General features: G+C 46.0%; 17 protein-coding genes. 14 read left to right on the forward strand and 3 right to left on the reverse strand.

Going from position 1 to position 15919, the window contains the following annotated elements:
• On the forward strand, positions 1-189 hold a 189-nt coding region (locus tag EOO50_RS14245), incomplete at its 5' end, for a hypothetical protein (RefSeq protein WP_290840952.1).
• 671 nt (positions 190-860) lie between these two features.
• On the opposite strand, the gene EOO50_RS14250 is transcribed toward EOO50_RS14245, so the two are convergent.
• A complete protein-coding gene (locus tag EOO50_RS14250) occupies positions 861-1589 on the reverse strand; it encodes a hypothetical protein (protein ID WP_290840953.1) in 729 nt (242 codons plus the stop codon).
• Between the two features lie 196 nt (positions 1590-1785).
• On the opposite strand from EOO50_RS14250, the gene EOO50_RS14255 reads away from it, so the two are divergent.
• From EOO50_RS14255 to EOO50_RS14265, 3 genes are all read left to right on the forward strand, one after another.
• Entirely contained in the window at positions 1786-2217 is a 432-nt protein-coding gene (locus tag EOO50_RS14255; RefSeq protein ID WP_290840954.1) for an Hsp20/alpha crystallin family protein, read from the forward strand.
• Positions 2218-2331: 114 nt separating this feature from the next.
• Positions 2332-3468, forward strand: coding sequence for a glycosyltransferase family 2 protein (locus EOO50_RS14260; protein ID WP_290840955.1), 1137 nt, complete (start codon positions 2332-2334; stop codon positions 3466-3468).
• A 117-nt stretch (positions 3469-3585) separates the two neighbouring features.
• Positions 3586-5070 (forward strand): dihydrolipoamide acetyltransferase family protein, encoded by a 1485-nt coding sequence (locus EOO50_RS14265; protein WP_290840956.1) that lies wholly within the window; start codon positions 3586-3588, stop codon positions 5068-5070.
• Positions 5071-5272: 202 nt separating this feature from the next.
• Here the strand turns inward: EOO50_RS14265 and EOO50_RS14270 are convergent, their stop codons facing one another.
• Together EOO50_RS14270 and EOO50_RS14275 are read right to left on the reverse strand one after the other, a co-directional pair.
• Positions 5273-5500 (reverse strand): hypothetical protein, encoded by a 228-nt coding sequence (locus EOO50_RS14270; protein WP_290840957.1) that lies wholly within the window; start codon positions 5498-5500, stop codon positions 5273-5275.
• Positions 5497-6534 (reverse strand): WYL domain-containing protein, encoded by a 1038-nt coding sequence (locus EOO50_RS14275; protein ID WP_290840958.1) that lies wholly within the window; start codon positions 6532-6534, stop codon positions 5497-5499. The genes EOO50_RS14270 and EOO50_RS14275 overlap by 4 nt, the downstream gene beginning before the upstream one ends.
• A gap of 924 nt (positions 6535-7458) precedes the next feature.
• On the opposite strand from EOO50_RS14275, the gene EOO50_RS14280 reads away from it, so the two are divergent.
• The 10 genes from EOO50_RS14280 (at position 7459) to EOO50_RS14325 (ending at position 15564) form a co-directional block, all read left to right on the forward strand.
• The gene (locus EOO50_RS14280) at positions 7459-8556 is read left to right on the forward strand and encodes a slipin family protein (protein WP_290840959.1); all 1098 of its coding nucleotides are present in this window, start codon (positions 7459-7461) and stop codon (positions 8554-8556) included.
• Between the two features lie 296 nt (positions 8557-8852).
• Positions 8853-10277, forward strand: a complete 1425-nt coding sequence (locus tag EOO50_RS14285) for an RtcB family protein (protein WP_290840960.1) — start codon at positions 8853-8855, stop codon at positions 10275-10277.
• Positions 10278-10409: 132 nt separating this feature from the next.
• Entirely contained in the window at positions 10410-10619 is a 210-nt protein-coding gene (locus EOO50_RS14290; protein ID WP_290840961.1) for a hypothetical protein, read from the forward strand.
• A 597-nt stretch (positions 10620-11216) separates the two neighbouring features.
• Positions 11217-11993: a 3'-5' exonuclease gene (locus EOO50_RS14295; RefSeq protein ID WP_290840962.1), complete on the forward strand. Its 777-nt coding sequence runs from the start codon at positions 11217-11219 to the stop codon at positions 11991-11993.
• A gap of 355 nt (positions 11994-12348) precedes the next feature.
• Positions 12349-12960, forward strand: a complete 612-nt coding sequence (locus EOO50_RS14300) for a fumarylacetoacetate hydrolase family protein (protein ID WP_290840963.1) — start codon at positions 12349-12351, stop codon at positions 12958-12960.
• Positions 12960-13304, forward strand: coding sequence for a histidine kinase (locus EOO50_RS14305; RefSeq protein WP_290840964.1), 345 nt, complete (start codon positions 12960-12962; stop codon positions 13302-13304). The genes EOO50_RS14300 and EOO50_RS14305 overlap by 1 nt, the downstream gene beginning before the upstream one ends.
• A gap of 295 nt (positions 13305-13599) precedes the next feature.
• Entirely contained in the window at positions 13600-14859 is a 1260-nt protein-coding gene (locus EOO50_RS14310; RefSeq protein ID WP_290840965.1) for a CinA family nicotinamide mononucleotide deamidase-related protein, read from the forward strand.
• 70 nt (positions 14860-14929) lie between these two features.
• The gene (gene rpmB / locus EOO50_RS14315; RefSeq protein WP_290840966.1) at positions 14930-15166 is read left to right on the forward strand and encodes a 50S ribosomal protein L28; all 237 of its coding nucleotides are present in this window, start codon (positions 14930-14932) and stop codon (positions 15164-15166) included.
• A 27-nt stretch (positions 15167-15193) separates the two neighbouring features.
• Entirely contained in the window at positions 15194-15376 is a 183-nt protein-coding gene (gene rpmG, locus EOO50_RS14320) for a 50S ribosomal protein L33 (protein WP_125019556.1), read from the forward strand.
• 35 nt (positions 15377-15411) lie between these two features.
• Complete coding sequence (locus EOO50_RS14325; protein ID WP_169528377.1) at positions 15412-15564, forward strand: DUF4295 domain-containing protein; 153 nt, start codon at positions 15412-15414, stop codon at positions 15562-15564.
• The last annotated feature ends 355 nt before the right edge of the window (positions 15565-15919 follow it).

The raw sequence follows: 15919 nt of genomic DNA on the forward strand, positions 1-15919 counted from the left end.
CAGCATTTCTCCCCACCGACCACAAAAAAAAACTTCGTGACTTCGTGCCTTCGTGCCTTCGTGTCAGCCAGCGCAGCGCAAAAAGCACAAAAAAAACCGCCCGAAGTTCCCAACGAACGATCTGGAAATGCGTTAGTCGAAAGTCAAAAGTCAAAAGTCGAAAGTCGAAAGGGAGTGCGCTCGGTGTAAAAAAAAATCGCCCGACGTTCCCAACGGACGATTTGGAAATGCGTTAGTCGAAAGTCAAAAGTCGAAAGTCGAAAGTCGATAGTCGAACGGAAGTGCGCTCGCGTTAAAAAAAAATCGTCCGAAGTTCCCAACGAACGATTTATATCGCAGCATTTCTCGCCACCGACTAAAAAAAAACTTCGTGCCTTCGTGTCTTCGTGTCTTCGTGTCAGCCAGCGCAGCGCAAAAAGCACAAAAAAAAATCGCCCGAAGTTCCCAACGAACGATTTAAGAATGCGAAAGTCGAAAGTCGAAAGTCGAACGGAAGTGCGCTCGGCGCAAAAAAAATCGCCCGAAATTTCCAACGAACGATCTATATCGCAGCATTTCCCCACCGACCACAAAACAAAACTTCGTGCCTTCGTGTCTTCGTGCCTTCGTGTCAGCCAGCGCAGCGCAAAAGCACAAAAAAAACCGCCCGAAGTTCCCAACGAACGATCTGGAAATGCGTTAGTCGAAAGTCAAAAGTCGAAAGTCGAAAGTCGAACGGAAGTGCGCTCGCGTAAAAAAAAACCGGACGAAATTTCCAACGAACGATCTATATCACAGCATTTCTCCCCACCGACCACAAAAAAAAACTTCGTGACTTCGTGCCTTCGTGCCTTCGTGTCAGCCAGCGCAGCGTTTCGAGATTATGGCAGGTAGTTGAAGTTGATCGAACCTGATGAAGTTTCTCCATCCTCATTGCTCGACGTAAACGTCCCTGAAGTCGCGTACCCATCCGTTCCATAAACGAACGTCGCATTGACCTGAGACGCAACCGTACCGTTAAGGTGTTTCAACACGAATGATTTCGGGTTGTTCTTGAAAAGCAACTGCTTCGCCATGATCAATTCTTCAGCTTGGGGAACCGAACTGAAATTCAATTCGACATTTTCCAAAACATCGATGATTCCAGCCGCTTGAAGCGTGTACCAGAACGGATTTGGTTTGTTGTCGTACGTGATGAAACCTTCGAATTCCTCGATGATCTCGTTGGTTTCCTCATCGCGTTCGAACAGACGCAATTTGATCGGATTTCCGTTGTTGTCATAGTCGAGCACTTCGCCGAATTCGTAGCCGTCATACGGATTCTGATACAATTCCGAAATCTGGAACGGATCGCTGTCGCCTGAAATCGTCGTCAAATTTCCGCCCGAATAAGAAAGGTCGTTTGTGTTTTCTCCGTCGGAAACACTCGTCACCTGGCCTGCGGCATTGTACGTCACGTTAAGCATATTCACGTCGTCGTCGGTGTTCATGGTTTGAACGCTGCTGATGTACTTTTCAACAGACGTTACCGCAGAGGAAGAATCGTCGCTTCCGCAAGACGCAAATAAAATTCCTGCAAATGCAGAAACAAAAAGTAATGGCTTTTTCATTGTAATTGAATTGGATTAGTTCGCGAATATAAGCGTTCGGATTCAACTTGCAAAATGCGGTTTACATGACTTATCAAATTCTAATATTTGTTAAAATAAGACAAAATGACATTTAAAGCGACATTTTGGCATTATATTTTTCATCGGTACAGAACTTGACTATGGCGTTTCAACATTTTAGAAATAATACGAAATCATGAACTTAGTAAAGAAAAACCACAGCCATTTTTTTCCATCATTTATGGACGAATTATTGCGCGCCGATCTTGGCGGACGACAATTGAATTACAACGCGACATCGGTTCCCCCGGTAAATATCCGTGAAGCTGAAAACGCATTTGAGGTCGAACTTTCGGCTCCCGGAAAGAACAAGGAAGATTTCAATATCGAGATCGACAACGACTTACTGACGATTTCATCGGAAGTCAAAAGTGAGGCGAATACTCACGAAGGCAAATTCACACGCCGCGAGTTTTCGCTTTCAAGCTTCAAGCGTTCATTTACGTTGCCTGAAACGGTGAAATACGACGAGATCAAAGCGTCATACGACAATGGAATTCTCAGGATTTCTTTGCCGAAAAAAGAAGAAGCACTCCCAAAAGCGAAACGATTGATTGATGTAGGTTAATGATTGAGAGTGTTTGAAAGCGTCTGAAAGGACGCTTTTTTTTTGTTTAAGGTTTAGGTTTCGGACGTTACGGCCCTAAACGCGAAACTCTAAACAAAAAACTATATTTGCGCCATGCAGCTTTCCATAATCATCCTAAATTACAACGTCCGGTATTTCCTTGAGCTTTGCTTGAAGTCGGTCGAGAAAGCAATCGCAGCTATCGACGCTGAAATCATTGTCGTCGACAACAATTCCCCCGACGACTCGTGCGAAATGGTAAAATCATTGTTCCCGAACGTAAAACTCATCGAAAACAACGAAAATTCAGGTTTTCCGAAAGGCAACAACATCGGTGTCTCACAAGCAAAAGGCGAATATATCTGCATTTTGAATCCCGATACGGTTGTGGCCGAAGACACTTTCCTGAAAGTTCTTGAGTTCGTCCGAGGCCAACAAAATCTTGGCATCGTCGGCTGTAAATTGATCGACGGAACCGGGAAATTCCTGCCTGAAAGCAAGCGCGGCGTCCCGACCCCGTTTACGGCGTTCACGAAAGTCGCGGGTTTGTATAAGTTCCTGCCGAGTGTTTTCGGGAACTATTACGCGATGCATCTCGACAAGGAACGAACTGGAAAAGTCGAGATTCTCGTCGGCGCTTTTATGGTGATGAAGCGCGAATTGTATCTTTCGGTCGGTGGTTTCGATGAAAATTGTTTCATGTATTCGGACGATATCGATTTGTCGTACACGATATTGAAATCGGGAAAGGACAATTTTTATTTCGCCGACACGACCGTCGTCCATTTCAAAGGCGAAAGCACGATACGCGACGGCTTATACATGAAGCGATTCCGCGAGGCGATGAATTTTTTCTATAAAAAACACTTCCGTATTTCTCCGATTTTCGATTTGGTCATGAAGGTCGGCGCGTTCGCATTCTCGCACAAAAAGCGCAGCGATGCCGTCGTGATTAGAGTGAAACCGAACACATTCGCGATTGTCTCGTCGAGCGACTTATTAAAAGAAAAGACATCAAAATTGTTAGGAAAAAACGCTGTCTTCACGGCCGAAGCATCTGAAAAAAATTTAAATTCGCTTCAATCGGGCGCGACCCAGTTTTGGTTCGATACGAAAACGGTCGATTTCAGGACGATCATCGAACGCATGCAGAGCCTCGGCGCCAACGGAAACACGTTTCGCATAGTCGTAGAAAATACGGCGATCGGCAGCGATTCCAGCAACGATAGAGGAGAAGTTTTAACGCTTTGATGCGATTCAACGAAAACGATTGCAGTTCGTCTAAAAAATGAAGGATTGTTATTGTAATCAGAGATAAATCGGTAATTTCGCAAACAGAATTTAATTTTTACGTGTCAGCTTATCAATATGGCAAGATATGAACTAAAACTCCCGAAAATGGGGGAAAGCGTTGCTGAAGCGACGATCACGAACTGGTTGAAAAACGTGGGCGATCACATCGACGCCGACGAAGCCGTGCTTGAAATCGCCACCGACAAGGTCGACAGCGAAGTCCCGAGCGAAGTTTCAGGAAAACTCGTCGAGATCTTGTTCCAGAAAGACGACATCGTGAAAGTCGGTCAAACCGTCGCCATCATTGAAGTTGAAGGCGGAGTCGTAGTCGATGCGCCGAGTGAGCAAACGCAGGCAATCGCAACTGAAATCCCCGCTTCGGTCGAGCAGATCGAAAGAACGGTTGAAACGGCTCGTCAGTTCACGGCAGTTCCGATCGCTTCGGGCAATCCGCCATCAAAAGAAGAATACAGCAACTCCGATAAATTTTATTCGCCGCTTGTAAAGAACATCGCCAAAGAGGAAGGCATTTCCATAGCCGAACTCGAGAGCATCGTCGGAACAGGTGCTGAAGGTCGCGTGACGAAGAATGATATTTTGGCGTATGTCGAGTATCGCAAAAACAAGCCTGCGCAAATTCAGCAAACCGCTCCGGTCGCTGAAGTTTCGCAGCCCGTGGCGACTCCGGTTGAGCCACAAGTGCAACAGCACGCAATTCAACCGGTTAATTCGAATGTCGAACATCGATCAACGAATAACGAACATCGAACGTCGGAGCCGGCAACCAACAGCCAACAACCAACGACAACTAGCCAACAACAAACGACGAAGATTCCGCCATCGGTCAACGGTCAGGACGAAATCGTCGAGATGGATCGCATGCGCAAGTTGATTTCGGGTTATATGGTGCAGTCGGTGCAGACATCGGCTCACGTACAATCGTTCATCGAGGTCGACGTGACGAATATTTGGGATTGGCGAGAAAAGAACAAGAATGCGTTCGAGAAAAGAGAAGGCGAGAAGCTCACGTTCACGCCGATTTTCATGGAAATCGTGGCGAAAGCGTTGAAGGATTTCCCGCTCATGAATATTTCGGTCGACGGCGATTACATCATAAAAAAGAAAAACATCAACCTGGGTATGGCCGCGGCTTTACCCAATGGAAACCTTATCGTTCCCGTAATTAAGAACGCCGACCAGTTGAATCTGATCGGAATGGCGAAAGCGGTAAACGATCTTGGAAACCGAGCGAAAGCAGGGAAATTGAAGCCCGATGATACGCAAGGCGGAACGTATACGGTAACGAATGTCGGAACGTTCGGTTCGGTTTTCGGAACACCGATCATCAATCAGCCGCAGGTCGGAATTCTCGCTCTCGGCGCGATTCGAAAAGTGCCGGCCGTAATCGAAACACCTGACGGGGATTTCATCGGCATCCGCAAGAAAATGTTCTTGTCGCACAGTTACGATCACCGCGTCGTCGACGGCGCGCTCGGCGGAAGTTTCGTGAAACGCGTTGCCGATTATATGGAGGCATTTGACCCGAACCGCAGTTTTTAGGAAGTTGAACTTCTTGCATCAAAACATTGCAAGACGAATATAATTGAAGCCTTTCTTTTCGGAAGGCTTTTTTGTTTTGAATCCAAAGGCGGGGAAATCCAATCGAGCGCCTAATTTTTTAACGAATCAAATCCCTAGCGCAGCGTTTCCAAAGCGCAGCGTGTCCAAAGCAAAGCGTGTCCCAAGCGTAGCGTGTCCAATTCTACTTCTTCCTCGTCACAACCAAAAATCCCAAAATCACCACAATCGGAATCGCGATCACAAACAACGTCTTCAACACCTTAAACAACAACACCGCAATCGCCGCGCCCACGACCATCCAAAAAATAAAGTAGCCGCCTCGCCTCAAATGTGGCGGAAACAGTTTCCCGAAAACGTAATTCGCCATCCAAAGCAGCAGCAAAATCCCAATAAGAATAATAAGCGTCATGATTGTTTGGCTGTTAAATCGTCAGATTCATATTGTTTCGCGCCTCTCGCCAATCGTTTTTTGATGCGCGACACCAACATTCTCGGGCCCAAAACCTTCACGCAATCCCCGAACCCCAAGATCTCGCGTTCCAATTCGAAATTCAGTACGACGTCGATTCGGATGATCGTCCCCTTTTCATCTTCATGCAAAACCTGTTGCGATTTGTGCAGCGGTTTCGTCAACACATAAGGCGCATTTTCGTTGTTGAACTGCAGGATAACTTTCTGTCCGCGGTCCTTCGCCGATTTCGTGACACCAAGGCAATCGTCGAAATATCGGTCGAAATCAACGCCTCCATATTCGATGAAGGTCTCATTCGGAACTTCCTGCATTTCAAGGATCCTATCTAACGCCATCGTGACCAAGGCCGAACCTTTCTTTGGGAACGCGAGCAAAAACCAACGATTGCGGTATTCCTTTAATAGATACGGATAGTAAACCTTCGTCTGCGATTGGGCCGCGCGGAACGATTTGTACTCGATAAGCAACGCGGTCTTCTTCAAAATCGCCTGATACGACGGGTTAATGAATTCCAAACCCTTGAGCTGCGCATTGTTTTCAAATTGCAGGAAATTCTTTTTGCTGTTCGCGGTTTTCTGGATGCTGTTCTCGAGTTTTGCGATCATCTCGCTCATCTCATCGAAGTAATGGAAACCGTTCAGATGTTTGAGCACGCTCACGATTTCCTTCATTTTTTCCATGTCCGAGGTGTTGATCGGCGAGTTCGTGATGCTGAAATCAGGATCTTCATACACGTAAAACTTGCGGTCGAAAATCGAGATAGGCGCATTGTAACCCAGTTTGTCGCTGCGCATCATATGCAGATCGCCCTGGATCGTGCGTCGGCTCACGCCCGTCGTGATGCCTTCATACTCATAAAGCGCGTCCGAGACCTTTTCCATCAGATCCTCAAGCGTCCATTTCCGGAATCGGTTCTTGAGGCAATTGTCGATTGTCTTGTAGCGGATCAACGCGAGTTTGTTCGTAGCCATAGTTTTATTTTTTGGGCGTTGCGCGGGTTTAAAAAAGCGGATCGCATTTTCAAACCCGCGCCGGGCTGCCCGTTCCAATCTTTTGCCGCTGCGTTTCCCTTCGCGACAAAAGGATTTCCACTCGCATCCCTAACGCGAAACCGTTCTCCGGGAGAAATCCTTTCCCAAAAGTAACGAAAACCTCAATCGACTGCGCAACCAATCTGCGCACTAAAATTTAAATGATGACATATTGGTCTAAAACGAAATCATAACTAACTGTAAAATAAATAATTATAATAAAAATGAAAAATAAATAAAACTACGCAAATAGCCTGCGCACAACGCACGACATCTTTGCAATGTTCACAAGACAACACGTTCATTCACAATATCAAACAAGTCCAGTTGGGTGTTTCAAATGGCACTATTGCAGACCGCTTTGCCGCAAAAGGTATCAGGCGTTTCCGTTCAACTTGATTTGAAGGTTTTCAGGGTATTTTCCAAATAAATGTCCCACACTATCTACGCGGGTTCGAATCCCGCCTTGGCGAAAGCCATGTAGCTTAGTCCGGATAGAGCAATAGTCAAGTTGAAGGTTCGAATCCTTCCCGTTTACGCGGTAACTCAATGGTAGAGTACTACACTGTTAATGTAGTTTTCGGAAGCGGTCCACTCCTAAAAAGGATCACCAGTTAAAAACAAATTGCCTTTTGCGGGCGAAATCCTCCGGGAGATCGCAATCGCGCAAAAGCCTGAAACCGGGAATTCGGGTTTCGCAGAATGCAGTCCTTGAAACAGGAAGTCACGTCGGGGATAATCGGCGAAACCAATCGGGCGAACAACTGCGATCCAAATGATCCGAACCCTCGTTTCCGCCGCAGCGCGATCGCGAAAGGCAAGGCGTTTTTATAAATAAACAATAACAATAATAAATAGAAAGTCATGATCACAAATTACTACGTCAAGCCAAATCACGTTGCATTGGTTTTTATGAACGGCAAGCTCCATGAGGTATTGACCGAAGGAAAATACTGGGTCGGCTTCAATAAAAAAATCGAATTGTACGACATGTCGGCGGGATTCCATTCGGTCGTCGAATTGAACATCTTGTTACAGAACCAAGCGTTCGCGTCAGCCGTGGATGTCGTCGAGGTCAAAGACGGCGAAATCGCATTGCAATTCACAAACGGGAATTTCAAGGACGTTTTGGCTGCTGGTCGCCATGTGTTCTGGAAAGGTGCCAACGAAAATACGTTCGTCAAAGCCGATGTGTCGAAGGTAACGATCGACGAAAACATCTCCACCACGATTTTGGATATGCCAAAAGTGCGCGGTTTGGTCCGAAAATTCTACGTCGCCACCGACGAAACGGGTTTGTTGTACGTCGACGCCAAATTCGTGAAGCAATTGCAGGCGGGAACATATTACTTCTGGGCGAACCAGACGTCGGTCGAGATCAAAAGCGTTGATTTGAGATCGAGGTTCCTGGAAATCGCAGGCCAGGAATTGTTGACGAAAGACAAAGCCGCATTGCGAATCAACTTTTTTGTCCAATTCAAGGTAATCGACGCGGTCAAGGCCGTGAGCGAGAACAAAGAGTACGAAAAGCAGTTGTACGTCTTGATGCAATTGGCATTGCGCGAAAGTGTCGGAACGGTCACGCTCGACGAATTGTTGAGCCGAAAGGACAGCTTGGGCAGCGAAATCGTAACCGATGTCGTGCAAAAAACCGCCGACATGGGCATCGCGGTTTCTGAAGCCGGCATCCGCGACATTATCTTGCCGGGCGATATGAAAGACATCATGAACCAGGTTTTGGTGGCCGAGAAAAAAGCTCAGGCGAACAGCATCATGCGGCGCGAAGAAACCGCTTCGACGAGAAGTTTGCTGAACACCGCCAAGTTGATGGAAGAAAACGCCATGCTTTTCAAGTTGAAAGAAATGGAATACGTCGAGAAAATCGCCGAGAAAATCAACACGATTTCCGTTTCGGGCGGCGGCCAGATCGTCGATCAGCTAAAGCAGATTTTCACAAAATAAAAAACAAGAAGTAACCCTGTCAAGCCGCTGGAGCTGGACAGGGTTTGCGAAAGCAGAAAAAAAAAGGTCCCGTAACTTAAAAGGAAAAGTGGCGGAAAAATTTTGACTTAGCCGTAGCGTGCATGGATATTCCGGTTGGACCCGCGCGGACCAATGGGTACAGTTTACAGAAGCACCGAAAGTCATGGCGACGAGTAGGGAAGCGTATTTACAGCCATGCTGCCCGAAAGGGAATGTGAGTTCGAGTCTCATCGGGATCACAAAAAAAAGAATTAAATTTAAGCAAAGCCATCACAATGGAAACACAGATAAAAGGACAGGATTTACTGTCGGTCGGATACAAACAAAACGAAATATTGGGAATCGCACTCGAATTGGCGAACTCCAAATACGCCCACGTCGCTAAAGACGAAGTAATCGCGCTCTTCAAAAAAGTAAACGATTATCCCGAGAACTTCCTCGACGACGAAATCCTCGAAAGTCTCGCCACGAAAATGATCGAATCGGCACATATTCCCGCCGATGAAACGATCGCATTGGTCCAAGATGCAAAATCATATTCGATCTTTGGGGCCGACCACATCGAAGAAGGCGCGCGCAAACAGATGGAAATCGCGATGAAACTGCCCGTAACCGTAGCCGGTGCTTTGATGCCCGACGCTCATCAGGGTTACGGATTGCCTATCGGAGGCGTGCTTGCCGTGAAAAACGCCGTGATCCCGTATGGAGTTGGTGTCGACATCGGATGCCGGATGGCGTTGTCGGTGTACGATATTCCCGCATCGGACTTCGAGGCGAATCGCGCGAAATACCAACGCGAATTGATCGCGCATACCAAATTCGGTGCAGGCCACGGCTTTCACGGGCAGCACAAAGCTGATCACGACGTTTTGGACAAAAGCGAGTTCAACATGACGCCGATGGTCAGGCAATTGAAGGACAAGGCGTGGTCGCAACTCGGTACGTCGGGTGGCGGCAACCATTTCGTGGAATTCGGAATTATGGAATTCGATACGAAAGATGAAGTCCTTGGAATCGAGAAAGGAAAATACGTAGCGTTGTTGACGCATTCCGGTTCAAGAGGTTTCGGCGCGACGCTCGCAGGACATTATACCAAACTTGCCAAGCAGAACACGAAATTGCCGCAGGAGGCGCAAAACCTCGCGTGGTTGTCGCTCGATTCGCAGGAAGGCCAGGAATACTGGATGGCGATGAACCTTGCCGGGGATTACGCGTCGGCCTGTCATCAAATCATCCACGGCAAGATAGCCAAGGCGATCGGTGCTCAAGTCTTGGCGAAAGTAGAAAATCACCACAATTTCGCGTGGAAGGAAATCTGGAATGGAGAAGAAGTCATCGTGCATCGAAAAGGTGCGACTCCGGCCGCGAAAGGCGTCATGGGAATCATTCCGGGATCAATGACCGCGCCCGGATTTTTGGTGCGCGGGAAAGGCGAGGAGAACGCGATCAACTCGGCATCACACGGCGCCGGGCGTCAAATGAGCCGAACGCAGGCCATCAAAAATATTTCCAGACAAGAGATGCGCGACGTGCTCAACGAGAACGGCGTGACGCTCATCGGTGCCGGAAAAGACGAAGCGCCGATGGCCTACAAAGACATCTCGGTCGTCATGGAATCCCAAAAGGAACTCATTGACGTCGTGGCCAAATTCACGCCTAAAATCGTGAGGATGGCCGACGACGGAAGCCGAGAAGATTAACAGAAAAGCAATTCGAAAAAGTCGCTTTTTGTTTTCGGACGAATTATAAATTGTAAAAGATTTGCGGTTTCTGCTGTAATGCCGTGTCCGCCAATTTTTTGGAAATTTGTTAAAACCGTAAAATATTCTATCATGAAGACTTCATTCCTTTCAAAAATAGCGATGCTGTGTTTCGGGATTTTCGCGCTCACGACCTCGTGCAAGAATCCGAACGCCACTCAGGAAACCGACGGACAAAGCGAAACCGGCGCGACTCCGGCCGAGGTAGATTCAAGCGCAACCGATACGTCGGCAGTTCAAACCACGACGCGCGAAAGCGACCTCGAAGGCAGCGAACCGTGATGTGAACGACAAAGTTTTGCCAAAGAAAAAATGCATTTGAAAGGACGAAATATCGTCAATTCATGTGCATTTTTTGATTTGAGTTTTCCGACGAATCCATTTGGATTTTTCGGTAAGGCCGAGCGCAGCGAGGCCGCGAAACGAAAAGCACCCAATCGAATTTGAAAACAAGAAGTCACCCCAGCAACCAAAACCCTTAACGCTCTTAACTATCTTAATGGTAAAAAAAGAAAGAATGTTTTCAAAACAACTTGGAAACCCAAAGTCACCCCAGCGACCAACCCTTAACTCTCTTAACTATCTTAATTGTAAAAAAAAGGACGAATGTTTTCAAATCAACTTGGAAACCCGAAGTCGCCCCAGCGACCAACCCTTAACTCTCTTAACTCTCTTAATTGTAAAAAAAAAGACGAGCGTTTTCAAATCTATCTGGAAACCCGAAGTCATCGATCATCAAAACGGTAACTTATTTTAAGATAAAAAAATATCAGTCCAAAGAACACAAAAAAGTAGTCTTCCTATTTACTAAAACAACACCTCAAGCCAACAAACCTAATTTATCATTATATCGTATCTTTGCCTTCCAACAACTCAAAAATGGAATTAAAACTCACGCGCCCAATTTGTTTCTTTGACTTAGAAACCACGGGAATCGACATCTGCAAAGACCGAATCGTCGAAATATCAGTACTGAAAGTTTTTCCCAACGGCAACCGTGAAAGCAAAACCTGGCTTGTAAATCCTCAGATGCCAATCCCGCCCCAATCGACAGCGGTGCATGGAATCTCAGATGAGAAGGTCGCCAACGAACCGATCTTCAAAGATTTGGCGCCTACCATATATAATATGATCAAGGACAGCGATCTCGCGGGGTACAATTCCGATCGTTTCGACATTCCGTTGCTCGCCGAGGAATTGCTTCGCGTAGGCATGGACTTCGACATGAAAAGCCGTGTCTCGGTCGACGTACAGACCATTTTCCATAAAAAAGAGGAACGCACGTTAAGCGCCGCGTTGAAGTTTTATTGCGGAAAAGCCCTTGAAAACGCGCACTCCGCCGAAGCTGATACGACAGCGACCTACGAGATATTGAAAGCCCAGCTCGACCGTTATCCGGATTTGGAAAACGACATGAAATCACTCAGCGAATTCACGACGCGCAAACGAGCCGCCGATTTTGCGGGAATGATTGCCTACGACGATCAAAACCGTGAAATCTTTACATTCGGAAAGCACAAAGGAGTACTTGTAGAAACTGTTTTCGACAACGAACCGGGATATTTCGGTTGGATTCAGAACGCGGACTTTCCGTTGTATACGAAGAAGGTTTTGACGGCGATCAAGTTGCGGAAGTTGAATAATAAGTTTAATTAAAAGTTCAAAGTACAAAGTGCAAAGTGCAAAGTGCAAAGTTTGAAGCGATTTTAAGGATGATTCGGTTTTGCGTTTACGTGTTTTTGCCGAAATCCTTAGCCCTGATTGAAGTGGAAAACCCACAGGTAAAAAAATCTAATTTTTGAAGGTTGACATGGCGGCCAAAGGAAGTTCATGTAAACTTTTCAAAAATGTTTTTTTTGCAGAGGACTTATCTCATAAACAATAATTTTTGTCGGTATTCGATCTTTTCGCTGCGCTCGAGTGTAACGGACAGCAGGTTCCCGGCTACTAATCAATTGCACTTTGCACTTTGCACTTTGCACTTTGCACTTTGAACCTTGCACTATAAAAAATGAAAATCATCTGCATCGGGCGCAACTACGCGTCACACATAGCCGAACTCCAAAACGAGCGGCCAACCGAACCTGTTATTTTCCTGAAACCCGATACGGCCATTTTGCCTAAACAATTTCCGTTCGTCATTCCCGAATTTTCGCAAGATGTCCATCACGAGGTCGAATTGCTCGTCAAGATCTCGAAAGTTGGGAAATATATTGACGAAAAGTTCGCACATAAGTACTATGATGAGATCGGGCTCGGCATCGATTTTACGGCACGAGATGTACAGCAACGCCTAAAAGAAAAGGGGTTGCCGTGGGAAAAAGCAAAGGCTTTCGACGGTTCAGCGGTGATTGGCGACTTCTTATCGAAAAAAATTTTTAGTTCGCAGGAATCGATTACCTTTGGTCTAACAAACAACGGAACGACTGTCCAAATAGGGAATTCTGCGAATATGTTGTGGAAGATTGACGAGATAATTTCTTACGTTTCTCAATATTTCACCTTAAAAACAGGAGACATTATTTTTACAGGAACGCCTGAAGGTGTTGCGAAAGTGTCGTCGGGCGATGTGCTCGAAGGCTTCATAGAAGAAACTAAACTTTTTAGAATACAAGTAAAATAATGGCCCTCAACTACAACTTAGCCAAAGTCCACGCGCTGTCAGACAACGATGAGGAATTCGTGATGCAGATCATTACGCTTTTCGTCACCGAAGTACCGCAGGATATGTTGCAAATCAAACTTGGCATCAAAACGAAAGAGCACAAGCTCGCCTACAGCTACGCTCATAAAATCAAACCTACGCTCGACTTATTGGGCATGACGCAAGCCTTTGAGGAAATCCTCGAGGTCGAAGCATGGACAAAACGCGAAGGAAAACGCAAGGAAATCAACGAAACATTCGATAGTATTGAAGATCAGGTTGAGAAGGCGATTAAGGAACTTAAGAAGGATTTTAATCTTTAATTAGCGAATTAGCGAATTAGCGAATTAGCCAATTTTTTCGAATATCCGACTATTGTGATCATTTCTTGTTTCATCAGTTGACAGATAATCTCATAATCAAAAGTTTTGCAAGTAATGGCACGAGCTTATCCCGATATTTCGGGAGTCGTTGACCAACCTGTAAAACTTTTGTTTTTTGGCTTAAGGCTGGCCGTGTCCATCCGCGTTAAATTAGTAAATTAGCGGATTAGCGAATGTTGACAGCGTCGTCATTCGCTAATTCGCTAATCTGCTAATCCGCTAATCCGTCAATAAAATGAATGCAGTAATTGTCACCATCGGAGACGAAATCCTGATCGGGCAAATCGCCGACACCAATTCCCAATACATAGCGAAGGCCTTTGATAGGATTGGCGTGAACGTGCACGAAATGCTTTCCGTTTCAGACGATCGCCAACATATCCTCGACACATTCTCACGTCTTCAGGACAAAGCGAATTTCGTAGTGATAACGGGCGGCCTCGGTCCAACCAAAGACGATATCACCAAAAAAACACTAGCCGAATATTTTGACGACGAACTCGTAAGCGACGCAGGTGTTTTGTCGCACGTGGAAAAGCTTTTCAGGCAGTTCACGGGAACGGACGCGCCTTTGCTGCAAGTCAACATCGATCAAGCGCTCGTGCCGTCAAAAGCCACGGTTCTGCACAATGAATTCGGAACGGCTCCGGGAATGTGGCTGCAAAAAGGCGACACGGTCTTCATCTCGATGCCCGGCGTTCCGTTTGAAATGAAAGGCTTGATCGATAATGTCGTCATCCCAAAGATCGTAAAGGAATTTGAGCGTCCGTACATCATCCATAAAACCATCATGACTTACGGAATGGGCGAAAGCGCGCTCGCCGACAAGATTTCCGATTGGGAAAATTCTCTTCCCGAATTCATAAAACTTGCCTATCTGCCGAGTCCGGGACGCGTGCGTTTGCGTCTGTCGGCCCGCGGGAAAGACAAAACCATTCTCGAGAACGCAATCGCCCAAAACGTCGAATCGGTCTCGAAAATAATCCCCGACATCATCACCGGTTTCGACGACGGGCAAACCATTGAAGCCGTCCTCGGGCAACAACTCACGAAAAAAGGATTGACGGTTTCAACCGCCGAAAGCTGTACGGGTGGCAAGATCGCCCAAGTGCTGACATCGATTCCGGGCTCGTCCAAATATTTCAAAGGCAGCGTCGTGAGTTATTCGAAAGACGTGAAAATCGATGTGCTCGGCGTTTCAGCCAAGACAATCGAACAACATTCGGTCGTGTCGGAACAGGTCGCAAAAGAAATGGCGCAAAACATCCAAAAACTGCTAAAAACCGATTACGGAATCGGCGTCACGGGAAATGCCGGCCCGACGAGTGACGACACGCCTGAAGAAATCGGAATCGTCTACATCGCACTCGCCACGCCGCAAAGCGTGACAGTTGAGCGTTTTAACTTTGGGCAACCGCGAGAAAAAGTCATAGATCGCGCCGTAAATAAATCGTTTGAAATGCTTCAGAAAGAAATTTTAAAAAATGTGCAATAAATGTTTTGCACAAAGGTTTATTTTTCTTTTCTTTGCACCCTGATTTTGAATAACGAAAAAACGAAGCATAATGTCAAGAGTTTGTGACCTTACAGGTAAGAGAGCGATGGTTGGAAACAATGTTTCCCACGCTATGAACAAGACCAAGAGGAAATTTTCAGTAAACCTGGTTAAAAAGCGTTTCTATCTTGCTGAAGAAGACAAGTGGATCACGCTCCGCGTTGCTGCCTCAACAATTAAAACGATTAACAAGAACGGGATTGCCGCTGTTTTGAAAAAAGCAAAGGCCGACGGATTCATCAAGTAATCTTTCCCAAAAGAACTATAGAGCAAAATGGCAAAGAAAGGCAACAGAATCCAGGTGATTTTAGAGTGTACCGAGCACAAAGGAACTGGTCTTCCAGGAACTTCGCGTTACATCACGACTAAAAACAAAAAGAACACTCCAGACCGTTTGGAGATCAAAAAATTCAACCCTATTTTGAAAAGGGTAACCGTTCACAAAGAAATTAAATAATTAGAAGCGTCAGCTTCAAATAACACGTTTAAGTCATGGCAAAGAAGACCGTTGCAACCTTGCAAACTCAGTCAAAGAGATTATCAAAAGCCATCAAGATGGTGAAGTCTCCAAAAACAGGCGCATACACGTTCGTTGAGTCTATCATGGCTCCTGAACTTGTTGACGAGTTTTTGAAAAAGAAATAATTTGCTGAAAGGCGAATGTGAAAGCTGCTTCGAAAGAAGTGGCTTTTTTTGTTTTAAGACGCGAGGTTTTTTGCCACGAAGGCACGAAGCCACGAAGATCCAAAGAATTTGTCGCTTCTTTATCGGAAGTTTTTATATTTGTAGTGGTTACTGTATTGCGTTGTAGAAAATGCTTCAATGTTGTAATCCCAGGCTAAAATGTCCTGCGAAGATTTCGCATTTTTCCGAAACTTCGATCGTTATTTAATCAATAAAAAAAAGCGAAGCTTTCTTTGTGCCTTTACATGCAAAGAGTAAACTTCGTGTCTTCGTGCCTTCGTGCCTTCGTGGCAAACAGTTGCGAAGCATCAAAAAC

The organism is Flavobacterium sp. (genome assembly GCF_004211145.1).
Classification (GTDB): Bacteria; Bacteroidota; Bacteroidia; order Flavobacteriales; family Flavobacteriaceae; genus Flavobacterium.